The organism is Acinetobacter sp. RUH 2624 (assembly GCF_000162375.2).
Taxonomy (GTDB): domain Bacteria; phylum Pseudomonadota; class Gammaproteobacteria; order Pseudomonadales; family Moraxellaceae; genus Acinetobacter; species Acinetobacter nosocomialis.
Map to the genome: position 1 here is coordinate 49,976 of NZ_KI391941.1, position 24,206 is coordinate 74,181.

A 24,206-nucleotide genomic window follows, 5' to 3' on the forward strand; every position below is an offset into this window, starting at 1 on the left:
TATAAGGAATTATTCCATGAAGTCACGTGCTGCTGTTGCGTTTGGTCCTGGTCAACCTCTTCAAATTGTTGAAGTTGATGTTGCACCACCGAAGAAAGGTGAAGTATTAATCAAGATCTCCCATACCGGTGTGTGTCATACAGACGCATTTACTTTATCTGGCGATGATCCTGAAGGTGTTTTTCCCGCTATTCTCGGGCATGAAGGTGCTGGTGTTGTAGTTGAGGTTGGTGAAGGCGTGACTAGCGTCAAACCAGGTGATCATGTAATTCCACTTTACACTGCTGAATGTGGCGAGTGCGTATTCTGTAAATCTGGAAAATCGAACTTGTGTATTTCCGTTCGCGAAACTCAAGGTAGAGGCGTAATGCCAGATGGTACCACTCGTTTTTCCTACAACGGTCAACCGATTTACCACTATATGGGCTGCTCAACGTTCAGTGAATACACTGTAGTGGCAGAAGTATCATTGGCTAAAATCAATCCTGAAGCCAATCACGAACATGTCTGCTTACTGGGTTGTGGGGTAACAACGGGTATCGGTGCAGTACATAACACGGCTAAAGTACAAGAAGGTGATAGTGTTGCGGTCTTTGGTTTAGGTGGTATTGGTTTGGCAGTCGTACAAGCCGCACGTCAAGCTAAAGCAGGGCGTATTATTGTGGTTGACATGAATCCAGATAAATTTGCGCTGGCAAAAGAGTTTGGTGCAACGGACTTCTTGAACCCTAAAGATTACGATAAACCAATCCAGCAAGTAATTGTCGAAATGACTGGCTGGGGTGTAGATCATTCATTTGAATGTATTGGTAACGTGAATGTGATGCGTGCAGCCCTTGAAAGTGCACACCGTGGCTGGGGACAATCCGTAATTATTGGTGTAGCTGGCGCAGGTCAGGAAATCTCTACCCGTCCATTCCAACTGGTTACTGGTCGTAAATGGCTAGGTTCTGCCTTTGGTGGTGTAAAAGGTCGTACGCAACTTCCAGGAATGGTTGAAGATGCCATGAAAGGTAAAATTCAATTAGAACCATTTGTGACACATACGATGGGCTTGGATCAGATCAATGAAGCCTTTGATCTAATGCATGAAGGTAAGTCAATTCGTACTGTAATTCATTACGAATAATTGCGTCAGACCTTATACTTTTCCATGCATGTGCATCATGAATGACATGCATGGAATCCTCTAAAACGGCACATCATCTGTAAAACAGATCTATCTGTGTAGGCATCGTGTATAGGTTCAATAAACCTGCCTACATTTTAAATCTTTATCACTATTCTCTGTGGAGAATGTAAGACTCTTTGTTTACTTGATTTCTCATGAAGTCTTGCTCAACATAGGTAATTGATTATGGAAATAATTGAGAAGCATGCTTCTTTTGGTGGATCGCAAGAAGTGTATCGCCATCAGTCAATAGCATTAAACTGTTCAATGAAATTCTCAATATATCTGCCACCTCATGACAAAGATGAGCGGTTGCCAGTGTTATATTGGTTATCAGGATTGACTTGCAACGAACAGAACTTTATTACTAAAGCCGGAGCACAAAAGTATGCGGCTGAACATAAAGTCATTATTGTTGCACCAGATACCAGCCCACGTGGAGAGGATGTACCAGATCATGCAGATTATGATTTAGGCCAAGGCGCAGGATTCTATGTGAATGCAACACAAGCACCCTGGTCGCAGCATTTCAAAATGTATGATTATATTGTGGAAGAGCTCAGAAATCTGATTGACCTGAATTTTCCGACCAATCAAGTCCAAAGTATTATGGGTCATAGCATGGGTGGTCATGGTGCATTAGTAATTGGATTAAAAAATCCTGAGCTGTATAAAAGTATTTCTGCTTTTGCACCAATTGTTGCACCTAGCCAAGTACCTTGGGGGAAAAAGGCTTTTACACACTACCTAGGTGAAACCGAAACTTTATGGAAAAGCTATGATGCGATTGAATTAATCAAAAACGCTGAAGTTCATTTACCTATTTTAGTCGATCAAGGAACAGCTGATGATTTTCTTGAAGAACAGTTAAGGCCTAAGCTTCTTAGTGATATTTGTTTGGAACAAGAATATCCTCTTACACTTAACCTAAGAGAAGGGTATGACCATAGCTATTACTTCATTGCGAGCTTTATAGAGAAACATATAGAGTTTCACAGCAAATTCCTAGCTAAATAACTTTCATAGATATGAGGATGTACAATATTGTTCTTGAATGCTTCTTGAGCAATATAATTTCCAGATGAAGAGGTCAGCTTATAAAGCTAAGGTAGAGTCAATTGATCCTTATATAAATAAGATTGAATTTAATCATCTCATATCTTGATTTTTTGATTCAAATGTTAATGATATTAACTTGAATAAATTCATAGCATTATGTCGAAATAAAAACCTAAATTTTGGCTCAGCTATGGGAATTTTTTCTAACTTTTATACAACAAAACTTTCTGACATGCATACATTAGCAATGTCAGAATCAGTTTGAATTCTAATCAATTATGGAGTTTTAGTCATGCTTAAAACAGCTTTATATGTCCGTCTTGAAGCTAAACCGGGTAAAGAAGACGAAGTGGAAGCTTTTCTTAAAGCCGGTTTACCTATTGTAATGGAAGAACCTGCGACAGTTGCGTGGTTTGGCCTACGTCTTGGACCTACAACATTTGGTATTTTTGATGCATTTCCTGATGAGGCGGGTCGCCAAGCGCATTTATCTGGCAAGGTTGCAGCTGCGTTGATGGCTCAGGCCGAAGAGCTATTTTCAGAGCCACCGTCTATTGAAAAAGTAGATGTTTTGGCGAGTAAACTACCAGCTTAAACCGATGCTTAAATGTATGAGGGTGCTGTCTGAAATTTTGAATGTAAGGCAGCACTTCAACCCTATGATGTTTGTCAGAGGCTTTCTATTCAAGTTGGGCTACTTTATTTAATGGCTTAATCTCATCATTTACAAGGGTCAATATCCAAAACAGGGTAAATAAACAAATGCAACTATTTACACGCTTTATATTGAACCAATCTATCTAATTTACTGTCGCATTTGTACATCTGCTAAACCGTGCCAATCTGCTTTTAAAATATTTAATCATTGCTATTTTGTATGAGCCATTCACTGCTTTAGCCAATGCGTTCACGACCATGTCAGTAGTCATGCGTGTTGATACCTTCCATTCAACAATCGCTCGTGAAAATACATCAATAATAAAAGTGGTATAGAACAAGCCTGAATGTGTTTAACCATCACTAAGGTCGGCAAGCTGAAATAATTTTTATAAAAATAGACGACTGGTCTATTTTTGTGTATAGTTAGCACATAGTGCAGTCAAAAGCCGCAGTGTTGTCCAATTTTTTTAAAGTTTATTTGATGAATAACGGTGGTTTTTCAAATCAATTAGCTGATCATCCTAGGATAAAAATATGTTGAATTTTAACTTTTATAATCCGACTCGCATTATTTTTGGTGGCGATACAATAGCTAAAATCAATGACTATGTGCCTACAGAAGCAAAAGTATTAATGTTGTTTGGTGGTGAAAGTGCACGTAAGAATGGTACTTTAGCTGAGGTGCGTGAAGCATTAGGTGCAAGAGAAATTCATGAATTTGGCGGAATTGAGCCGAATCCGAGTTATGAAACCCTCATGAAAGCTGTAGAGCTGATTCGAGAACAAAAGATAGATTTCTTGATGGCTGTCGGTGGCGGATCGGTAATTGATGGTACTAAATTTATTGCAGCAGCAGTCAATTATACAGGGGATACATGGGAGATTTTAGAAACCCATGGTACTAAAATTACTCAAGCTTTGCCTTTTGCGAGTGTACTCACCCTTCCGGCAACTGGTTCAGAAATGAATAGCGGTGGGGTAGTAACCAGAAAATCGACCCAAGCCAAATTGTCATTTAACAGCCCCTATGTTTTTCCGCAATTTTCCGTACTGGATCCGAATAAAACTTTTAGCTTGCCGACGCGCCAATTAGCAAATGGCGTGGTCGATGCATTTGTTCATGTCATGGAACAGTACTTAACTTACCCTGTCAATGCACAAGTACAAGATCGTTTTGCCGAAGGTCTATTGCAAACTCTGATTGAGATTGGACCGAAAATCTTGGAAGATTCAGCAGATTATGACACGCGTGCGAATTTGATGTGGGCTGCTAGCATGGCACTGAATGGGCTAATTGGAGCTGGTGTACCACAAGATTGGTCAACTCATTTGATTGGGCATGAGCTCACGGCTTTACATGGTATTGATCATGCTCGTACCTTGGCCATTGTGTTGCCGGCCAATCTACAAGTGCGTCGTCAAGAGAAGCGAGAAAAATTACTACAGTATGCAGCTCGAGTCTGGCAGATTGTCGAAGGTGATGAAGAACAACGTATTGATACTGCTATTGCTCGTACTCGAGCCTTCTTTGAGCAACTTGGATTGCCGACTCGTCTTAGCGATTATGGACTGGGGGAGACAGATATTGAGATCATCATTACGCAACTTAAATCACACAATCTTACACAGCTAGGCGAACATAAAACTGTTTCATTAGAGATCAGTCGCCAAATTCTCGAGACGAGTATCTAAATAAGCGTATCTGTCATGGTCACGTTACACGACAAGTGATCATGCAACAATGCTCCTCAATCCTGAAAAATATCGGAGAAATAACATGAAAATTTTAATCGTTTTAACCTCACATGATCAACTTGGCAATACTGGTAAGAAAACAGGTTTCTGGCTAGAAGAACTTGCTGCACCGTATTACACCTTTATTGACTCTGGTGCTGAAGTTACGCTGGCGTCGCCTCAAGGTGGGCAGCCACCACTAGATCCGAAAAGTAATTTGGCCGATGCGCAAACTGAAACCACTCATCGTTTTGAAGCTGATCCAACTGCAATGCAAGCATTGGCACAGACGCATAAACTTAGCGAAATTTCTGTAGCTGATTATGATGCAGTGTTTTATCCAGGCGGGCATGGCCCATTGTGGGATTTAGCAGAAGATCCGATTTCAATTTCTCTGATTGAACAGGCGATTCAGTCTGGCAAACCTGTTGCAGCAGTGTGTCATGCCCCAGGTGTTCTTCGTCATGTGAAAGCAAGTAATGGAGCGCCTTTAGTCAGAGGTAAATTGGTGACTGGTTTTACCAATACTGAGGAGGAGGCTGTAGGTTTGACTAAAATTGTACCATTTTTAGTTGAAGACATGCTTAAAGAAAACGGTGGTCATTATTCTAAAGTAGAAGATTGGCAAGTACATGTTCAAGTAGATGGCTTGCTGGTTACTGGACAAAATCCAGCCTCTTCTGCTGCAACCGCTACAGCATTACTTCAATTGTTGAAATAAAGAGTAGCTAGTGTCTGTTGTGGTGCTTTGCAGTGAATAAAACTTCTGACTTTGAGCAACTGGCGCAACAAGCAAAATAATCGTCACTTAATGGTGAAGGGCCTGAGTGAATAGCTTTCCTTCCTTTATTTTTCTATATACAGGAAGGATGGGTATTTAATTTAGATCAATTAAGTCATGATGACTTGGATACAATGAATTGAATGACAGTAAACTTTTTCAAAACTTAAGCTTAGGCCCTTATGTTTTGCAAAACCGTATTGTATTGCCACCATTAACGCGGTCGCGCAGTACTCAGCCAGGGAATATTCCAAATGAACTGATGGCAACCTATTATCAACAGCGTGCCGGGGCAGGATTTATGGTCACCGAAGGTACGCAAATTGAGCCACGTGGTCAAGGCTATGCTTGGACTCCCGGTATTCACAGCCCTGAACAGATTGCTGGATGGCGTAAAGTGACGGAAGCAGTGCATGCTAAAGGAGGCATTATTTTTGCACAACTTTGGCATGTTGGGCGTGTTTTACATACATCTTTGCAACCCAATCATGCATCACCGGTCGCGCCTTCGGCTATTAAGGCTGATAGTAATGTTAAAGTCTTTATTGAGACCGGGCCCAATGCAGGTGCCTTGGCTGATCCTTCAATGCCACGTGCTTTAAGCAATGCAGAAGTTAAAAAATTAGTGCAACTCTATGCTCAAGCTGCACGCAATGCCTTGGCTGCTGGTTTTGATGGAGTTGAAATTCATTGTGCAAATGGTTATTTGGTAAATCAATTTATCTCTGCACATAGTAACCACCGTGAAGATGAATATGGTGGATCACTAAACAATCGTTTGCGTTTTTTACGTGAAGTAGTAGAGGCCGTTGCTGAGGTGGTTGGTGCAGATCGTTTAGGAGTGCGTTTTGCCCCGCTATTTGAAAGTACAGAGGAAGATCGTGTTTACATGGGGTTGGTTGAAGATGATCCACATGTAACTTATATTGAAGCCATAAAAATACTTGAAGAAGTTGGGATTGCCTACTTATCTATTGCAGAAGCTGATTGAGATAATGCACCAGAACTTCCTCATGATTTTCGTAAAGATGTCAGAGACACTTTCAGTGGTCAGATTATTTATGCAGGTCGATATACGGCAGAAAGAGGGACTCGAATTTTAGAGGCAGGGTTGGCCGATTTAATTGCATTTGGACGCCCATTTATTGCGAATCCGGATTTACCCGATCGCATCGCGAATGACTGGCCATTGAATACAGTAGATGCAAGCACTATGTATGGTGGGACGGAAAAAGGCTATATTGATTATCCAGCTTACGCAGATTAATATTGACTTAATGAGTTATTTTGCCAACCTTTGTGGTTGGCAAAATAAGGACTTAGGATTGCTGTTGCCAGCACAATTTCTTCTTAAAACAAGTTCTTAAAATTTCTTAGCTGTGTAATGAGCCAACCTGCCAGTGGGAAAGAAATCAGTTGCGTTACTGGCACTAATACTATGACTTCAATCAACACCATCATCGGGAAACTTTGATGCTCAGTAATTGGCTTTAATAAAGTGAGTACCAGTAATAGTGTGGGATATAAGCCTAAATATCCGACTAAAATACGAGTCATGAGGGCTTTAGAAGAAGAATTCATTGTGCGCTATACTCATTCATGGATTGTAAATTGATCTAATAGCAATACAATAATATGTAATCATTGGACTGCTATTATGAATTATGTGGTTGATATTTAATTAATTTTTATGAATCTTTACTTTTTAATAGAAATTTAGTTGCTCTCAGCGCTTGATGTAATGGTGTTTTATCTTTTTGCAACTTACTCAGTAATGCTGCACCTAACCACATTTGGTAAAGTACTTGTGCCAACGTCGAGGCCTCGGTATCTGCTTGGATAGACTGATCCTGTTTTCCCAAATCAATTAAACCAGCAATCCGTTGGATTACATCATCGACGCCAGCGGACATAATGGAGCGCATATCTTCAGATAGATCGGCAACTTCTGCGGCAAGTTTCACAATTAAACAGCTATCCGCCCAACCACACTGTGTTTCAGGATCTTCTATCCATAAATTAAAATACTCAATCAGCTTTTGATAAGGGGATTTATCACTACGCCATACATCATTTAAACGGACTTGGTAATTATCTACATAATGCTGTACCAATTCACATCCGAAAGCTTCCTTGGATTGGAAATAATGATAAAACGAGCCTTTAGGGATTTCACAGCTCTGTAAAATTTCCTGTAATCCTACGCCAGTAAAACCTTTATGCAAAATCAGGTCTGAACTGGTGTTAAGAATGTGTAAGCGCTTCGCTTCAGACTTTTTAATAGGAGTAGGCTTCATATTAATTATTTACTCTATTGTAAAAAAAATAGACCAGTCGTATTGTTTTTTATTATAACTCATCTACCTTTGTACACGACAAAAAAAGATAACTCATTGAAATAATGGCATAATACTTGTTTTCTGACGACGAATATGATGACACATTTCAATGAGTTACATCTCATCTTAAACAAATATCTAAAGTGGAACAAGTCACATGTAAAATGTTTTACACTGATTATGATTGCATTAATTGTAAAACAGACATGTAATCTTTCTTCTGCATCTAAAGCCTTACCCATCAAGTGCTTACCACAATCATTTTATCGACGTATACAACGCTTCTTTGCAGGTCAGTATTTTGATTATCGTCAAATTTCTCAGTTAATTTTCAATATATTTTCATTCGACAAAGTGCAACTGACTTTAGATAGAACCAATTGGAAATGGGGAAAACGAGATATCAATATCTTGATGTTAGCCATCGTCTATCGTGGAATAGCGATACCTATTGTTTGGACATTGCTCAATAAACGTGGAAATTCAGATACAAAAGAGCGTATTGCTTTGATTCAACGCTTTATCTCTATTTTTGGTAAAGACCGTATTGTGAATGTGTTCGCAGACAGAGAATTTATCGGTGAGAAATGGTTTACATGGTTAATTGAAAATGACATTAACTTCTGTATACGTGTTAAAAAAACTTTATTGTGACCAATCACTTAGCCAGGAATCATAAAATTAGTGATTTATTTCGTCATCTTCAAGTTGGTCAAACTGAATGTCGTAAACGACGTATTTGGGTTGGTCGAGTAAAACTGTATATTAGTGCGCTACGATTAGAAGATGGAGAACTTTTACTTGTTGTTTCTCCTATGTTTAATGCTTCTGCTATTCGTGATTATGCATTACGCTGGGAAATCGAAACCTTATTTAGTTGTCTCAAAGGACGTGGATTCAATCTTGAAAATACTCGTTTAACAGACCCTGGACGAGTCAAGAAATTGATAGCAGTGCTAGCTATCGGTTTCTGTTGGTGCTATTTAACAGGTGAATGGCAACATGATCGAAAAAAAGCGATAAAAATAAAGAAGCATGGACGACTTTCAGTAAGTTTATTTCGCTACGGTTTGGACTATGTTCAAATGGCTATTCTACGTTTGATTGGTTTTGGAAAAAAAGAAGAATTTAAGAAAGTGCTAGCAATTTTAAGAAAGAAAAAGCCTGATAGGACAAGGATCCTATGAAATTTGTCGTGTACAGAGCTCATCTACAATGGATGTAAAGAAATTTTAATCATAATTTTTGATTATGAAGAGAAATACTTTTAAATAAAACATGGAGTTATATGTGTGAAAACAGTTATTAATCAACGCATCGTTTTAGCTAAACGGCCAGTGGGTGAGCCAAAACACAGCGATTTTCGTATTGAGCAAGTTGAGCTCAATGAACTTAAACAAGGCGAGATATTGTTAAAAACCATTTACTTGTCACTCGATCCTTATATGCGTGGTCGCATGAGTGATGCTCCCTCATATGCAGCACCGGTTGAAATTGGCGAAGTGATGGTCGGTGGAACAGTCAGTCAAGTGATGGCCTCTAAAAACCCAAAATTCAAAGAAGGCGAGTGGGTTCTTTCTGGAAATGGTTGGCAGGGCTACGCAATTTCTGATGGGACTGCATGTCAAAGCTTAGGTATGCAACCCGAACATCCATCTTGGGCATTGGGTATTTTGGGGATGCCTGGCTTTACTGCTTATATGGGGTTGTTGGACATTGGTCAGCCTAAAGCCGGTGAAACTTTAGTCGTTGCAGCTGCAACGGGACCTGTTGGTGCTACAGTTGGACAAATTGGCAAACTTAAAGGTTGTCGCGTGGTTGGCGTCGCAGGTGGGGCTGAAAAATGCCATTATGCAGTACAAGAACTCGGCTTCGATGCTTGTATCAATTATCATGATGAAAATTTTGCAGAACAATTACAACAAGCAGTTCCCAACGGTATTGATATTTATTATGAGAATGTAGGGGGTAAAGTGTTTGATGCGGTATGGCCATTGCTTAACTCTGCGGCACGTGTACCGGTGTGTGGTGTGGTTTCGCAGTATAACGCTACCGAGCAAGCACAAGGGCCAGACCGTTTACCTGGCTTTATTTCCACTCTTTTAAGAAAGCGTATTCGCATGCAAGGCTTTATTATTTTTGATGATTATGGCAATCAGTATCCGGAATTCAATCAGCAAATGTCTGAATGGTTGAAAGACAGAAAAATCAAATATAAAGAGCATATGGTGCAAGGTTTAGATAACACGATCAATGCTTTCAATGGTATGTTAAAAGGCAAAAACTTTGGCAAAGTGGTTGTAAAAATTTAAAAAAATAGGAATATTATGATTACACTACATCATTTAGATCAATCACGTTCTTTTCGCATTTTGTGGTTACTTGAAGAAATCAAGCAGCCCTATGAGCTGAAAAGCTATTATCGTGACTCAAGCACGCATTTGGCCCCTGAATCTTTAAAAAACATCCATCCTTTAGGGAAATCTCCAGTATTGGAATGGGATGGCAAAGTTATTGCAGAGTCAGGCGCAATCGTTGAGTTATTAATTCAGAAACTTGCGCCGCATTTAGCACCAGATATGGATGAACCTACCTATGTCGATTATCTACAGTGGATTCATTTCTCAGAAAGCTCTGCCATGCTGCCATTTTTATTAAAAACGTTTAATGCGATTGAAACCAAGCAGGGTACGAAGTTGGTATTTCTAGAAAATTATACTCAAGTTGAGTTCGATAAAGTATTCGGCCATTTAAATGAATATTTAAAAGATAAAGAATTTCTAGTGGCAGACCGTTTAACCGGTGCTGACTTTATGATGGGCTTTGGACTACATGCTTTAGTTTATCATATGGGACAAGGTGAAAATTATCCCCATATCCAACGTTATGTAGCAGGTTTAAGCCAACTACCTAGCTGGCAAGCCGCAGTACAAATTGAACAAAATGGTGTGAAAAGTCAAAAATAGCAAGATTGATTTTTTAAAGGCAATTTAGAAAAAGAATCGTGATTGTCAAGTACATCTAGTTATAAAATAAGCTGACACTTATTTAAATTAAACGCCTAATGAATTTCATCGGGCGTTCTCTATTTTAAAGATAAGGAATTACCATTATTTAAGACAAGTTTCGCCTATTCTTCCCATCAAATTCCTATCAAAAGAGTTTGAATATCACGACGGTTACGTTGAAAGATATAATCAACTTCTGAAAGAAAGAAACGTGACTAACGCACAGCAAGATTAAATTATTCCTCGGGGTATTAAACAAGTAAACTACATCATTTTACTAACATAAACGCATATACGTAAAAATCACGCCCCGTTTAACTGGCAATAGTTTTTGAACCCTTGTATAAAAGTTTAAACGAATCTAGCAAGTCTTTATTTAATGTTAATACTCATCCAGTATTGAGGTTTTTTATCTTTTCTTGCCTGTGATCTAGGTTGTAATACTCTAATTTCATACTCACCTGAAGCAGGTAAAATATAAATACCATTATCATCAAGCTTTGGAGAATATTCTCCAAGATTGATGGAGTCTTTTAATTGATTACCCCATAAGTAAGTTTCAACATTTCCTCCAGTCAACCTCACTTTTAACTTTTGCCCTTTTTTAGCATAAAATTTGTAGGAATCATACTTGTATCCATCTATCCTTCCGTAATAATTTGCAGAGTAAGCTTTTTTAGCAAACTTAACTACAACAGTCTTTCGTATATCATTGTTATCATTTGCAAGTGCGGCAGGGCTAAGCATAGTTAAAGTTAGGGTCATAAAAGCACCAGCTAGTAATTTCGTATTCGCTATTTTCATAAGGTTACCTTAATTCTTGTATCGCCCCTGACATAGTAACATAAGTAATAAGTAACCATGAATCATGGAACAGAACTGTGAATAGTCATAACATAGAGTTGCACTTCAAATGTTAATTTAAGACTTGCGAAATCAATGGTTAATTAATTGGTCACTAAGGAATAGCCAATCTATATATAAACTTTATTTAACAAATACTTATAAAAATATATGATGCGTATCATACGCATCATATATATTTTCTTCTATTTTGATATAATGGATCTCGTCAATCCGCTGATAGGTTTCATTTAAATTTCATGAGTCTTACTGAAATTAAAGTTCGCCAAGCTCATTGCAAGGAAAAAACTTGTTTTTTATCCGATGAAGATGGACTTAGCCTGAAGATTGAGCCGACTGGAAGAAAATCTTGGTGCTATCGCTATACAGATCCACAAACAAAAAAACGTCGCCGCATTCAGTTGGGGCTTTATCCTGATTTATCGCTGAAAAAGGCACGACAAGTCAAAGATGACTTTAAAGACAATAATTATTGTTTTGAGCATGATACTGTCTCTAATGTCATCACCTTTCGTAAGGTAGGGGAGGAGTGGCTGCAGTTCAAACTGAAAAATGCATTTAATGATTCACCCCGCTGCGGTGTACTACAGTTAGCAGAAAGATGTTTACAGCAAGATATTTATCCAGACCTTCAGGATTTACCTTTTCAAAACATCAAGCGTTATGACCTGGTTTCAGTAATCAAAAAAATAGAGGGACGCCAAGTAAAAGAACCTGTCAAGAAAGCTTGTAGTTATTTGAACCAAATTTATGACTACGCTGTAGCGATGGGTTATTGTGAATTCAACATCGCGCATGGTTTAAATAAAATCGCCATTAACAGTAAAATCAAGAAGAATTATCCGTATTTGAAAGCGGAGGATATATCAGATTTTAAGAAAAATTTATTAAAATTGGATGCCCATCCGATTATTAAAAAAGCACTGCTGTTCAAATTACATACTGGCGTGCGAGGGGCTGAATTGTTATTGGCTGAGCCTCATCATTTTGATTTAAATGAAAAAATCTGGAAAATACCTGCCTTGCATATTAAACAGTTTCGACGAAAAGTCATATTAGGCCATGAGATTCCCGACTTCTTAGTTCCACTTTCAGATCAGGCTTTAGATATTTTAAAAGACGTCATGCAATGGTCATACGGTGAAAAGTACATTTTTGCTAGCCCACGGAAACATAATCAACCGATTCATTTTAATACATTAAATATGGCTATACGTAAGATGGGCTATGGAAAACATCAATTATCCTCTCATGGACTACGTTCCACTTTTAGTACCATTTTGAATGACTCAGGTTTGTTCCAGGATAACTGGATTGAGGCACAACTTTCACATATTGATAAGAACCGTACCCGTGCCAGCTATAATCACGCTGACTATTTAGCCCAGCGGACTGAAATGATGCAGTGGTGGGGTGATTATTTAAGTACTGCTAAGTGAAAATCGTACTTTTATACATAGACTTAAAACATTATGGGGTTTCAAATGGATAGTAAACAATATACTTGCCGTGTTACATGGTCAGCAGAATATAATGAGTATGTTGGGTTGTGTGCTGAGTTTCCATCATTGTCTTGGCTTGATGCGGATCAGTCTAAAGCATTCTCAGGAATAGAGGAGCTCGTTGCTGATGTTGTCGCTGATATGATTAGCAATAATGAAAAAGTTCCTACACCACTCTCCGGGAAAATATAGTAGGCAGTTTGTTGTCCTTGTTCTTAGTGGTTCAACAAAAACTAGCCCTCGAAGCCGCAGAACGTGGCGTGGACATAAATTGTTTAGTATCAGTAAAAAGAGCGATGTAATTTTAGTACGAGTGAGTGATAGAGCAGGAACCTATGCTTCATATATTCAGTAAATGGTATGTTTTTGAATTAATAGGTATTTTTAAATAAAGCTTTCTTTGATTTAGTGCTTTTTATTTAATAAATTAATTTTAAAAACAACTTAGGCTAATTGATAAACACTATCTGGAAAGATTAAAAGAAAATATTTTTTAATTTCTGCTAATTCATTTAAGGCAGGTTCCCTTTCAAGCAGTTGAAATGTCCAAATAAGTACAGCCTGATGATTATCATAGCAAGTATTTACTCCAAGAAAATTAGCCATTCCATAACTTCTATTGATGTTCATTTCTTTAATTAATTGATTTCCTAAGTCACGAGCTTGCTGGCTGATCAATAACTCATTTGGTAACACGGCGGTCATCTCCACAAAATAATCTAATGCAGGTTCAATCCTTATATTTAAAAAGTTATAATTTAGTTGAAATGGATAAAATATACTTTCTATAAGTTGTAATAACCTGCTGTAGGTTAATTTTAGCAAAGTATTACTCAGTCAACAACTTCAAATAACCCACAGCAAGTTATTTTTTGTAAATTAATTTAAATATGATTACTTGTAAGTTATCTAGCCTCATGGGCGATAGAAAAATTTTAAAATTAAGTGAAGTGGTGCATGCAACAGGTATCAATCGCAACACGCTCACAAGTATGTATTATGACCGTGCTGTACGTATTGAATTACCAGTCGCCGATAAGTTGTGTAAGTACTTTAACTGTACGATGAATGATTTGTTTGAGTTTAAGGAAGAAGTTGAAGAAAAAGATTAACTTAATACTTCGTTTGATAAGTTTTTCGAAGAAAAAGACTAGCCAATACTTAGTTTGATAAGTTTTTCTCTGCAGATCTAATATTGAATTTTATAAAATATCATTACAAACAGATACTAATTTCATTACTTCTAAAATGAAATCAATCGAATGGTAGAGTTTTTTTGCTATTTGCATTTTAAGGTGGGATTTTGAGGCCTTGTTGCGCAAACCTACCGATAAGGTCTTATACAGCAATAGCCTACACCTAAATTTATCGTACACCGAATTGGTCATCCTACAATCATGCTTTGATCAATCATGGTAATTTTACAATTTGGTTTGATACTAAGATTCAATGATATTCGCAGTCACAAGGAAAACATGGTCGAAATCAAACTTATTCTGACATAGCCATTCAGTGCTATCTCATGATTAAATCCTTATTTCGTCTTTCTGTATGCATGGTGACTGGCTTTGTCCAAAGCTTGATTAAACTTTGCGGATTAGATTGGACAGCTCTGGATTATTCAACCATTCGCAGAAGACAAAAGCATATTGATATTCAAATTAGCTATGAAAAGAGTTGCAATGGACGGCACTGTTGCAAATAGAGATTTGAGTCGATGATGTTCCCTTTAAAAAGTACTTAGAGACCGAAAACCCTGTTGATTAGACACACTTCACCCTGAGGCTGACCATAATAAAATGACGATGCTTGTCCTTTACGTAGTGCACGCATGACTTCAATACCTTTAATTGTGGCATAAGCCGTCTTCATAGATTTGAATCCTAATGTGGCCCTGATGATCCGCTTTAGCTTGCCATGATCACATTCAATCACGTTATTTTTATACTTAATCTGCCTGTGCTCAATATCTACTGGACATTTTCCTTCTCGCTTTAATCGTGATAAAGCATGGCCATAGGTCGCTGCTTTATCTGTATTGATGACCCGTGGAATTTGCCATTTTTTCACCGTATTGAAGATCTTTCCTAGAAAACTATAGGCTGATTTGGTATTACGTCTAGAAGAAAGATAAAAATCAATGGTATCGCCACGTTGATCGACTGCACGATACAGATAAGACCATCGTCCATTCACTTTTACATAGGTTTCATCAATATGCCACGAGCTCAGATCTGTAGGATTACGCCAATACCAGCGTAAACGTTTTTCTATTTCAGGAGCATAACGTTGAACCCAACGGTAAATAGTCGTGTGATCAACATTCACACCCCGTTCGGCCAGCATTTCCTGCAGTTCACGATAGCTAATGCCATATTTACAATACCAGCGCACAGCCCAAAGAATGATTTCGCCCTGAAAATGCCGACCATGGAAAGGATTCATATGCTGCACCTTTAGCTAAAACAGTCTTCAGCTTACCATTCGTGGTTATTTGCAACAGTGCCTATAAAAATGCCAATAGCGTCTAAAGGATATAGCACTATTGGCACCATATACTAGTACATTATGAATTCTTAGGCTTTACAGCGATGATTATATAATTTTCTCCTTCTGCTTTTAATTCAAAGTCAACTTTATCTCCTACAGTTAAACCATTTAATAAGGATGGGTCAGCAACTTTAAAGCCCATCTTCATTGCTGGCCAATTAATCGCAGGAATTGCTTCATGGTCGAGTGTTAAAATATTTTCTTTCGTATCAATAGCAGTAATCACGCCAACGGCTTGAGCCGTTGTAGCGGTAGAAGACTCCTTATTCATCTGCTCCATAGGTGCGTCTGCTTTCTTCTGCTCTGATGCTTCATTTTTACTACATGCGCTTAATGCAGCAATAGTGGTAACAAGAGCAATAATTTTCATGAATTTCAACATAATAAAACCTCTTTAGACGAAATAATAAAACGATCAATGTGTTGATAGTTTTCTTTTGATTAAAAGCTGATATACAGCCGGGATAACAAACATTGACAGTAGAGGAGCTGAAATCATGCCCCCAACCATAGGTAAAGCAATACGGCTCATCAATTCAGAACCTGTCCCAGTCCCTAAAAGTATAGGAATTAAGCCTGCCAAAATGACGGCAACCGTCATGGCTTTAGGACGAACGCGTAGTACAGCTCCTGTTCGGATTGCATCATTGAGTTGTTGCTTCGTTAAGGATGTCGTTGAAGAAGATAGGTTTTGCTGTGCATGTTCAACTGCTTGCTTCAAATAGAACAACATGACTACACCAAACTCAGCAGCAACACCTGCAAGTGCGATAAAACCAACTGCAATCGCAACTGAAAAGTGAAAACCGCTCAAATACATGGCCCATATACCACCAATCAAAGCAAAAGGTAGCGTTGCCATAATCAGAACTGCATCTTGTACTTGTCTAAAAATCAAATAGAGCAGTAGAAAAATAATCATCAATGTAATTGGAATGATGACTTTTAAACGCGCATTAGCACGTTCCATAAACTCAAATTGCCCTGAATAGCTAATGCTCATGGCAGAGGAGCGTTTTACTTTTTGATCAATAGACTGCTTCAAATCTTGCACAACCGAAGCTAAGTCACGTCCTTGTACGTCTACATAAACCCAACCACTAGGGCGGGAATTTTCGCTCTTCAGCATTGGAGGGCCATCTGTAATTTGAATATTGGCAACACTACTTAATACAATTTGTTGTCCAGATTCAGTTACAATCGGTAAATTTCTCAAAGCTTCCAATGAGTCTCGAATCTCTCGTGGATAACGTACATTAATAGGATATCTTGCTAATCCCTCAACAGTTTCACCAATATTTTCCCCGCCAATCGCAGATGATACAATTTGCTGCACATCGTTGATATTGAGGCCATATCGTGCAGCCTGCATACGGTTAATATCGACATCAACATATCGACCACCTGTGAGTCGTTCAGCCAAAGCCGAGCTAACTCCGGGCACCTGTTTAGCCACTTGTTCAATTTGCTGTGCTACCCGATCAATATCTTGCAGATCATTTGCTGAAATCTTAATCCCGATTGGACTTTTCACCCCAGTTGCCAACATATCAATCCGGTTACGAATAGGTGGCACCCAAATATTCGTTAAACCCGGTACTTGAACTGCTTTATCCAGTTCTTTTACTAATTTGTCAGGTGTCATACCTGAGCGCCATTCAGACCGTGGTTTGAACTGAATCGTGGTTTCAAACATTTCTAAAGGCGCAGGGTCTGTTGCTGACTCAGCTCTCCCTGCTTTACCAAATACTGTCGCAACTTCTGGAACCGTTTTAATCATTCGATCTGTTTGCTGTAACAGTTCTGAGGCCTTAGCTGCGGACAATCCTGGTAAAGCTGAAGGCATATACAGTAAATCACCTTCATCCATATTCGGTAGAAATTCTCCACCTAATCGAGTTAAAGGTAAAAGACTAATAAGGAAAATTAGCAACGCACCAAATAAAGTGGTCTTTGGATGAGCTAAAACCTGATCCAACATAGGTCGGTATATTTTGATGAGGAAACGGTTCAATGGATTACGCTGTTCTGAGGGTAATTTCCCGCGGATCCAATAACCCATCAAAACAGGAATCAGGGTAATGGATAAACCAGCTGCCGCTGCCATGGCATAGGTTTTGGTAAACGCCAATGGCGAGAACAAGCGTCCTTCTTGTGCCTGTAGAGTAAAAATAGGAATAAAAGATAAGGTAATGATAAGTAAGCAGAAAAATAAAGCAGGACCAACCTCACTGGCTGACCGAGCAATAATATCCCAACGTTCTTGTGGTGCTAAGATTTGATCAGGATGCTCATGCTGCCAAGCTTCTATATGTTTGTGTGCATTTTCAACCATCACAACCGCAGCATCGACCATGGCCCCAATCGCAATGGCAATACCACCCAGAGACATAATATTGGCATTTAACCCCTGATAATACATGACCAGGAAAGCCGATAAAATCCCAAGTGGTAGAGAAACAATAGCCACCATTGCTGAACGTAAATGCCATAGAAACAGTCCGCAGACTAAAGCCACCACAATGAACTCTTCAATCAATTTATGGCTGAGATTCTCTATAGCCCGATCGATCAATTGACTACGATCATATACGGGAACCACCTGCACACCTTTAGGTAAACTTTGTTGCAATTCAGCCAGTTTTGCTTTCACAGCAGTAATCGTTTCACGTGCATTCTTACCGGCCCGTAAAATCACAACACCGCCAACAGTTTCACCTTGTCCATTCAGCTCAGTGATACCACGACGCATTTCCGGTCCGAGTTGAATAGTTGCAACATCACCTAAAGAAACAGGAACACCCAAACTATTTGTTCGTAGTGGAATCTGGCGAAAATCATCTAATGTCTTTAAATAACCAGAAGCTCGTACCATATATTCAGTTTCAGCCATTTCAAGGACTGAACCACCAGTTTCCTGATTAGCCTTTTGAATCGCTTCAATGACATTGTTTTGAGTAATTCCTAAGGCGGCCATTTTACTTGGATCTAAAACAACCTGATATTGCTTCACCATTCCCCCAATCGTGGCAACTTCAGCCACATTGGGTAATGTCTTTAGTTCATACTTTAAAAACCAGTCTTGTATGCTTCTCAGTTGTGAAAGGTCATGTTGTCCTGTTGGATCAACTAACGCATATTCATAAACCCAGCCAACGCCTGTGGCATCTGGCCCTAATGAAGATTTCGCATTTGCAGGAATTCTTCCCTGAATCTGATTTAGATATTCCAATACACGCGAACGGGCCCAATAAAGATCGGTATGTTCATCAAAAATGACATATACAAATGAATCACCAAAAAAAGAATAACCACGAACAGTTTTAACACCAGGTACTGATAACATCGTTGTTGTTAAAGGGTACGTCACCTGATTTTCAACAATTTGTGGTGCCTGACCTGGGTAATTAGTTCTGACAATCACTTGCACATCAGATAAATCTGGTAAAGCATCAACCGGAGTATTTTTTACAGCCCAAACACCCCAAGCTGCCAGAATTAAAGCTGCCAATAAGACAAATACACGATTCAAAATTGAAAAACGAATAATACGGGCGATCATAATAGTTCTCCCGTTAGTTCTTCAAAGATGCCATAGACATCTTTGAAATGTCAGAAATGACATAAGCATCTCCAACTTTTGTAAAACTAAAGTTGACCTGGTCACCTTGCCGAATTCGGGTAAATGGTTGTACGGGCTGTTTAAAGCTCATGGTCATAGCACCCCAGCCCAACTCAGGAATAGCTTGGTGTGAAATGGTAATATCTTGATTTGTGACTTTTTCAACTTTACCAAGACCTTTATATGTTGACCTCTTAATCGTTTGAGATGATGCAATTGGTTGCCCAGTGTTGAGCTTATCCAATACGCCTTGCAAATTTGCTTCAGAATCAATCAGAAATTGTCCTGAAATCACTACTTTCTGACCAGCTTTCAACCCTTGCAGGACTGCAATTTTATTGCCATCACTTTGACCTAACTGTACAACAACAGGTTCAAAACGTCCTTGCTCATGCCCTACAATGACAACATTCCGAGTACCGGTACGTATAACAGCTTGCTCTGGTATAACCAAACTGCTTTGGGGATTATTTATTATATTGACAGAAGCAAACATCCCTGGCTTAAGTTGACCACTAGGATTTGGTAATTCAATCCGAACTTTAATAGTTCTTGATGTTGTATCTAAGGTAGGCAAAATGTCGATAACTTTGCCAGTTACTTTTTGAGAAAAAGCAGCAAAATTGGCTTCTACACTCATACCTCGTTTGATTCCAGCAATTTGTTTTTCAGGAACGGCTGCCTCTAGCCAAATCGGGTTGATACCTTTAATTGTGGCCAAGGTTTGTCCCATAGCCAAAGCCATACCATTGCGGACTTCTAGTGAATCAATAAATCCACTAATGGGAGCTTGCAAAGTTATATTAGATTGCACTCGACGAGTTCGCTCAACTTGATGAATCACATTTTGTGGTATTCCTAAAAGCTGCAAACGTTGACGGCTTGCTTGAATAAGGGAACGATCTCCAGTACGGAGCACAGCTAAAAATTCAGTTTGCTCTCCAGTCCATTCGGGTATTGAAATATCAGCTATAGGGCTTCCTTCGGTCACCATATCTCCAACAGCATGCCCATACACTCGCTGAACAAAGCCACTTGCTCTAGTTTGTAAAATAGCTGTTTGCCGTTCATTTGCTTGTAATATGCCATTAGTAAACATGGCATTTCCAATTACAGCCTGTTCAACAGTGCCGTAACGGATGGCTAAATTTTGTTGAAGAGATGGATCTATTTTGACTGTAGGACGACTTTCATCCGTCATCGCAGTATTTTCGTCTGCATATTTAGGTACCAGTTGCATGTCCATAAATGGAGACTTACCTGGCTTATCAAAATGCTGTTCAGGCTTCATTGGGTCGTACCAATACAACACTTTGGCATCCTGTTGCTGACCCGCTAAAGTAGATTGAGGATTGTCTTTCTGATGTGCTATCCAATATCCAGCACCACCACCTGCAACCAAACTAATTGTGGCAACTCCTATGACAGTCACTGCCAATTTATTTCTTAACATTATGGCTGCTCCTCAGCATGGTTTAAGGTCGGCTCTTCAAAGGCAAAATAAAGTTGGGCTTTAGTCACAGCCTGTTGTTGTTGGAGATCAATGAGACGCAAACGTTGTTCTAAAAGAGATTGTCGGGCAGTAATAACATCAGACAAATTGCTTTTACCAGCTTGGTAGCTTGCCAACTGTAAACCCACTTTTTGTTTAGCGAGTGGAATACTTATTTGCATTGCACGTCTAATTTGCTGATCAAGCGCATCGAGATCGGATAGCCCGTCATCTAACTTCGTGAGATGTTCACGGTATTGGGCTTCTTGATCCGCAGTAATCCTGTTTTGCTCGTCTAGGGCTGCCTGAATGAGGGGACCACTACGTTTTTTTGAAAATACAGGAAGCTCAGTTGTCAGTTGTACACCGATCATATCGCCAAACTCTGGGGCACGATGCAGGTATGCAAGCTCAATACCCCAATCAGGTTTTTGTAAAGCCTGAGCTTGTTTCAATTTTGCTTCAGCAGTTAGCTTTTCAGCCTGAAAAGCTTTTAATTCAGGATGCTGATGCAAGTTATGATACAGCTTTGATGTATCAAGATGGATGGATGGAGCTTGGTCAGGTAAGGTTTCAATTTGAGAGGGATTTCCAGTTTGCTCTACACTGACCAACCGATGTAATTCTAGTTTGGCTTTATTTAAATCACGAAGTAAATCATCCTTCCGGTCAAGTAATACAGTGGCTTCTTGTTTTGGATCAAGTGCATCAGCAACAATTGTCCGACCGGATGTGACCTGTGTCTGTGTGATTTGAGAAAGTAATCGATTTTCTGAAAACAGTTCATCATATAGCGCCAATTTACGCTCAAGATAAAAGCGTTTAAGCCAAGCAGATGCGACTTTCTGACGTAACTCAATACGTAGAATCTCAGTTTGAGCAGTAGCTGAACCCAATTCAGCTTTTGCTAACTCGACCTCGGCTTGTCTTTTGGCGCGGTTTGGAAAATCTTGCATAACACCAATTTTCTGCATGGTCATGCCATCTTGTGTGACTGACCATGACGCATCACCAGCTATAGGATAATTCTCCAAACCGAAAAATAATTTAGGGTTGGGTAAAATGCCAGAAGCTGAAACTACATTCTCAGCCCCTTCAATTCGAGCACTATTTGCTCTAAGGGTAGGTGCATATTGCTCCGCAAGTTTTAAGGCTGTATCCAAAGTTAGTGGTTCGGCATAAGCATGACCATAACTCAAGAGAAAGCAAACTGCGGTTATTGACCATCCACCCCATTTTAGGGACAGCTTTTCTTTATTAAAGTTCATATTTTTAGCTCTAAAATGATGTACACGCGCACGTGCAGAACATCCATAGAAAACTCTATGAATGATGATTAGTCATCAAATTAATTAGAGCGTGGGGGTTTCCATAAATTGGAAGGATCAGATGAGGTGAAATTTTGATTTAATGGAGAAAAAGCAGACTGTTCCACAGGGGAAGAAACCATAGATTGCAAAACACCTAGTGCTGTAGATGTATATGCAATTTTAGAAAATGACATAATACAATCTTGCTTAGACATACATGATGGATCATGTAATTGCTTCTTAATCTGTACTTCAGCTTTCATACAATCCATGTGCATAGCACTTGCTTTTTCATGATCTTCAGAATTCATCATTTGCATGGATTGCATATCTTGAGATGACATTAAACATGGACTATGTACAGATGAAGCTACTGCTGCCGATCCTACGATGAGGATAGCAAATGATAAAAACAGCGAAAGGCATGTTTTTAACCAGTGCATAATGTCATGACCAAAATTTAAGCTTTTTTAGTTTTACAGATTTAGAAAAAATTAGCAATTTTATTCATTAAAATAGCAGCCTTAAGGCTGCTATTTTAATATCGAGACAAATTAAAAAACTAATTCAATACCTGCACCATATAGCCATCCCTTTTCAGAATCTGTTGCTTCTTGAAAAGGAGTTGATTTTTTTCCTTTCTCATATTGATAGGCTATATCAACAAATGGTCTGATACGTTTGGTAATCTCATAACGAGTTTTAATACCTGTCTTCAATTCTGACAATCCCGTCTTTGATGCAAAGTCAGAATTATCATTAAACACAACATCTGCTTCAATATATGGCTGAGTAATCAACTTTTGAGTGAGTAATAAATCACGGTCGAAATCAAAACTAGCTCCCCAGAAGTTGTCTTTTCCACCATAAAGGTAAGCTTTGGTCTCAAAGAAATAAGGAGCAAGACCTAATATACCAACAACACCATCGACTCGATCGCTGTTCTTGTTATTTTTATCCTCGCTGTATCTTAGACCAGCTTGTACATCCCAAAATGGTGCTACATTACGGCTATAAAGTGCAGACACATCATAATTGGGATCATTACTCTCTGCTTTATTCAGATTGGCTTCAACAAATACTCGATTCTCATCTGTTCCAATCAATGTTTCGAAACTAGAACCTAAACTACCCTTACCATCGTTATCAATTACCCACTCATTGGAAAATTTAGTTGTTTGGTAAATCTGTCCACCATGCTCGTTCAGATGTTTATCATGATTTTGGCTAAGAGCTAATTTGCCTTTTGAAGTATTTTGAGCAACATTACGTTCAACATAGCCTAATCCTCCAGCTTCTTTTAAAAGCACATTCATACTTGACGTACTCTTATTTAGATTTTCAGTCGAATTATCATTAGCAAATGCCATACCTGCTAAACCAATTAAAGCAACTGATAAAAGTGTTTTTGAAAAAAGTTTTTTAGTGGTTTGCATGTTGATTCACTCCCTTATCATTTGCATGGGGTTGGGCAACGATACTTTTTGAATCAACATCATTGCTATCTACATTTGCCACAATGAGTTTGTTCATCATTCCAGCTGCCATGTGATATAACAAATGGCAGTGGATAGCCCATTCACCTAATTCATCAGCAGTAAGTAAAGTTGTAACTGTTTTCCCTGGTGGCACAATGATCGTGTGTTTATTTGGCATATTACTTGGATCTTGACCATTTTCAAGCTGCATAAACATACCGTGCAAGTGCATTGGGTGAGCCATCATACTGTCATTCACAAATTTCAAGCGTATACGTTCCCCATATTTCACTTTGAATGGTTCTGTTTCATTAAACTTCTTACCATTAATTGTCCAAATGTAGCGCTCCATATTCCCACCAAGACGGATTTCCATTTCACGTTCAGGGGCACGAGTGTCTTTTTGAGGATCTAACGATTGCAAATCACTATATTGCAATGCTTTATTACCTTCAGGTGTTGAAGCATTTGCCCATCCAAATACGGTATTATCATTCTTGTCTGAAGCCGCCTTAACAGTAGCGCTATTCATCGGCATATCATGATCCATACCTTTCATAGAAGACATATCATGATCCATACCTTTCATAGAAGACATATCGTGATTCATGCCTTTCATAGAAGACATATCATGAT

Annotated in this window: 23 protein-coding genes and 3 pseudogenes; 13 read left to right on the forward strand and 13 right to left on the reverse strand. The window is 38.9% G+C overall.

The features are described 5' to 3' along the window. Window positions 1-16 precede the first annotated feature (16 nt). From HMPREF0014_RS24550 to HMPREF0014_RS24560, 3 genes are all read left to right on the forward strand, one after another. Complete coding sequence (locus tag HMPREF0014_RS24550; RefSeq protein WP_000842149.1) at window positions 17-1,129, forward strand: S-(hydroxymethyl)glutathione dehydrogenase/class III alcohol dehydrogenase; 1,113 nt, start codon at window positions 17-19, stop codon at window positions 1,127-1,129. A 228-nt stretch (window positions 1,130-1,357) separates the two neighbouring features. Next, window positions 1,358-2,188 (forward strand): S-formylglutathione hydrolase, encoded by an 831-nt coding sequence (fghA, locus tag HMPREF0014_RS24555; RefSeq protein ID WP_000402510.1) that lies wholly within the window; start codon window positions 1,358-1,360, stop codon window positions 2,186-2,188. 334 nt (window positions 2,189-2,522) lie between these two features. Then, window positions 2,523-2,825 carry an antibiotic biosynthesis monooxygenase gene (locus tag HMPREF0014_RS24560; RefSeq protein ID WP_000920558.1) on the forward strand — a complete coding sequence of 101 codons (303 nt, stop codon included), beginning with the start codon at window positions 2,523-2,525 and terminating at the stop codon, window positions 2,823-2,825. 208 nt (window positions 2,826-3,033) lie between these two features. Here the strand turns inward: HMPREF0014_RS24560 and HMPREF0014_RS26040 are convergent. Further along, a pseudogene (locus HMPREF0014_RS26040) lies at window positions 3,034-3,264 on the reverse strand (IS3 family transposase); the annotation flags it as partial. Window positions 3,265-3,424: 160 nt separating this feature from the next. Between HMPREF0014_RS26040 and HMPREF0014_RS24565 the strand changes: the two are divergent. The 3 genes and pseudogenes from HMPREF0014_RS24565 (at window position 3,425) to HMPREF0014_RS24575 (ending at window position 6,672) form a co-directional block, all read left to right on the forward strand. Then, complete coding sequence (locus HMPREF0014_RS24565; RefSeq protein ID WP_000931663.1) at window positions 3,425-4,582, forward strand: iron-containing alcohol dehydrogenase; 1,158 nt, start codon at window positions 3,425-3,427, stop codon at window positions 4,580-4,582. An 85-nt stretch (window positions 4,583-4,667) separates the two neighbouring features. Beyond that, a complete protein-coding gene (locus HMPREF0014_RS24570; RefSeq protein WP_002050954.1) occupies window positions 4,668-5,345 on the forward strand; it encodes a type 1 glutamine amidotransferase domain-containing protein in 678 nt (225 codons plus the stop codon). 199 nt (window positions 5,346-5,544) lie between these two features. Beyond that, window positions 5,545-6,672 (forward strand): annotated as a pseudogene (locus tag HMPREF0014_RS24575) (alkene reductase). Between the two features lie 83 nt (window positions 6,673-6,755). On the opposite strand, the gene HMPREF0014_RS24580 reads toward HMPREF0014_RS24575, so the two are convergent. Together HMPREF0014_RS24580 and HMPREF0014_RS24585 are read right to left on the reverse strand one after the other, a co-directional pair. Then, window positions 6,756-6,986 carry a hypothetical protein gene (locus HMPREF0014_RS24580; RefSeq protein WP_002050964.1) on the reverse strand — a complete coding sequence of 77 codons (231 nt, stop codon included), beginning with the start codon at window positions 6,984-6,986 and terminating at the stop codon, window positions 6,756-6,758. A 107-nt stretch (window positions 6,987-7,093) separates the two neighbouring features. Continuing rightward, window positions 7,094-7,702, reverse strand: a complete 609-nt coding sequence (locus HMPREF0014_RS24585) for a TetR/AcrR family transcriptional regulator (protein WP_006581596.1) — start codon at window positions 7,700-7,702, stop codon at window positions 7,094-7,096. Between the two features lie 138 nt (window positions 7,703-7,840). On the opposite strand from HMPREF0014_RS24585, the gene HMPREF0014_RS26045 reads away from it, so the two are divergent. The 3 genes from HMPREF0014_RS26045 (at window position 7,841) to HMPREF0014_RS24600 (ending at window position 10,710) form a co-directional block, all read left to right on the forward strand. Beyond that, window positions 7,841-8,931 (forward strand): IS4-like element ISAba33 family transposase gene (locus HMPREF0014_RS26045; RefSeq protein WP_115736667.1). Its coding sequence is split into 2 segments (ribosomal slippage): window positions 7,841-8,381 and window positions 8,381-8,931, totalling 1,092 coding nucleotides; the frame shifts between segments, so codons are not numbered across the junction. 105 nt (window positions 8,932-9,036) lie between these two features. After that, complete coding sequence (locus HMPREF0014_RS24595) at window positions 9,037-10,056, forward strand: NADP-dependent oxidoreductase (protein WP_000859510.1); 1,020 nt, start codon at window positions 9,037-9,039, stop codon at window positions 10,054-10,056. Window positions 10,057-10,071: 15 nt separating this feature from the next. Further along, a complete protein-coding gene (locus HMPREF0014_RS24600) occupies window positions 10,072-10,710 on the forward strand; it encodes a glutathione S-transferase (protein WP_000631290.1) in 639 nt (212 codons plus the stop codon). 414 nt (window positions 10,711-11,124) lie between these two features. Here the strand turns inward: HMPREF0014_RS24600 and HMPREF0014_RS24605 are convergent, their stop codons facing one another. Continuing rightward, the gene (locus tag HMPREF0014_RS24605; protein ID WP_000684953.1) at window positions 11,125-11,556 is read right to left on the reverse strand and encodes a PPC domain-containing protein; all 432 of its coding nucleotides are present in this window, start codon (window positions 11,554-11,556) and stop codon (window positions 11,125-11,127) included. A gap of 299 nt (window positions 11,557-11,855) precedes the next feature. Between HMPREF0014_RS24605 and HMPREF0014_RS24610 the strand changes: the two genes are divergently transcribed. Both HMPREF0014_RS24610 and HMPREF0014_RS24615 read left to right on the forward strand, forming a co-directional pair. Beyond that, complete coding sequence (locus tag HMPREF0014_RS24610; RefSeq protein WP_000059658.1) at window positions 11,856-13,055, forward strand: integrase arm-type DNA-binding domain-containing protein; 1,200 nt, start codon at window positions 11,856-11,858, stop codon at window positions 13,053-13,055. A gap of 33 nt (window positions 13,056-13,088) precedes the next feature. After that, window positions 13,089-13,310 carry a hypothetical protein gene (locus HMPREF0014_RS24615; protein WP_001986288.1) on the forward strand — a complete coding sequence of 74 codons (222 nt, stop codon included), beginning with the start codon at window positions 13,089-13,091 and terminating at the stop codon, window positions 13,308-13,310. A gap of 252 nt (window positions 13,311-13,562) precedes the next feature. Here HMPREF0014_RS24615 and HMPREF0014_RS24620 read toward each other — a convergent pair whose 3' ends face one another. Further along, complete coding sequence (locus HMPREF0014_RS24620; protein WP_004658363.1) at window positions 13,563-13,814, reverse strand: hypothetical protein; 252 nt, start codon at window positions 13,812-13,814, stop codon at window positions 13,563-13,565. Window positions 13,815-14,008: 194 nt separating this feature from the next. Between HMPREF0014_RS24620 and HMPREF0014_RS24625 the strand changes: the two genes are divergently transcribed. Together HMPREF0014_RS24625 and HMPREF0014_RS25810 are read left to right on the forward strand one after the other, a co-directional pair. Beyond that, window positions 14,009-14,230, forward strand: a complete 222-nt coding sequence (locus HMPREF0014_RS24625) for a helix-turn-helix transcriptional regulator (RefSeq protein WP_004658364.1) — start codon at window positions 14,009-14,011, stop codon at window positions 14,228-14,230. A 251-nt stretch (window positions 14,231-14,481) separates the two neighbouring features. Then, window positions 14,482-14,805, forward strand: a pseudogene (locus HMPREF0014_RS25810) (transposase); the annotation flags it as partial. Window positions 14,806-14,858: 53 nt separating this feature from the next. Here the strand turns inward: HMPREF0014_RS25810 and HMPREF0014_RS24630 are convergent. The 8 genes from HMPREF0014_RS24630 to HMPREF0014_RS24665 form a co-directional block, all read right to left on the reverse strand. Continuing rightward, the gene (locus HMPREF0014_RS24630; protein WP_005144680.1) at window positions 14,859-15,563 is read right to left on the reverse strand and encodes an IS6 family transposase; all 705 of its coding nucleotides are present in this window, start codon (window positions 15,561-15,563) and stop codon (window positions 14,859-14,861) included. Between the two features lie 121 nt (window positions 15,564-15,684). Further along, the gene (locus HMPREF0014_RS24635) at window positions 15,685-16,050 is read right to left on the reverse strand and encodes a copper-binding protein (protein ID WP_004658366.1); all 366 of its coding nucleotides are present in this window, start codon (window positions 16,048-16,050) and stop codon (window positions 15,685-15,687) included. 33 nt (window positions 16,051-16,083) lie between these two features. Beyond that, window positions 16,084-19,230 carry an efflux RND transporter permease subunit gene (locus HMPREF0014_RS24640; protein WP_006581678.1) on the reverse strand — a complete coding sequence of 1,049 codons (3,147 nt, stop codon included), beginning with the start codon at window positions 19,228-19,230 and terminating at the stop codon, window positions 16,084-16,086. A gap of 13 nt (window positions 19,231-19,243) precedes the next feature. After that, entirely contained in the window at window positions 19,244-20,743 is a 1,500-nt protein-coding gene (locus tag HMPREF0014_RS24645; protein ID WP_006582023.1) for an efflux RND transporter periplasmic adaptor subunit, read from the reverse strand. After that, window positions 20,743-22,050: a TolC family protein gene (locus HMPREF0014_RS24650; protein WP_006582022.1), complete on the reverse strand. Its 1,308-nt coding sequence runs from the start codon at window positions 22,048-22,050 to the stop codon at window positions 20,743-20,745. Before HMPREF0014_RS24650 ends, HMPREF0014_RS24645 begins: the two co-directional genes overlap by 1 nt. 80 nt (window positions 22,051-22,130) lie before the next feature. Beyond that, the gene (locus tag HMPREF0014_RS24655) at window positions 22,131-22,535 is read right to left on the reverse strand and encodes a hypothetical protein (protein WP_006581738.1); all 405 of its coding nucleotides are present in this window, start codon (window positions 22,533-22,535) and stop codon (window positions 22,131-22,133) included. A 111-nt stretch (window positions 22,536-22,646) separates the two neighbouring features. Continuing rightward, window positions 22,647-23,528 (reverse strand): copper resistance protein B, encoded by an 882-nt coding sequence (locus HMPREF0014_RS24660; protein WP_006581739.1) that lies wholly within the window; start codon window positions 23,526-23,528, stop codon window positions 22,647-22,649. Further along, the coding region (locus HMPREF0014_RS24665) for a multicopper oxidase domain-containing protein (RefSeq protein WP_020992395.1) at window positions 23,515-24,206 on the reverse strand (692 nt) is incomplete at its 5' end. The genes HMPREF0014_RS24665 and HMPREF0014_RS24660, both read right to left, overlap by 14 nt.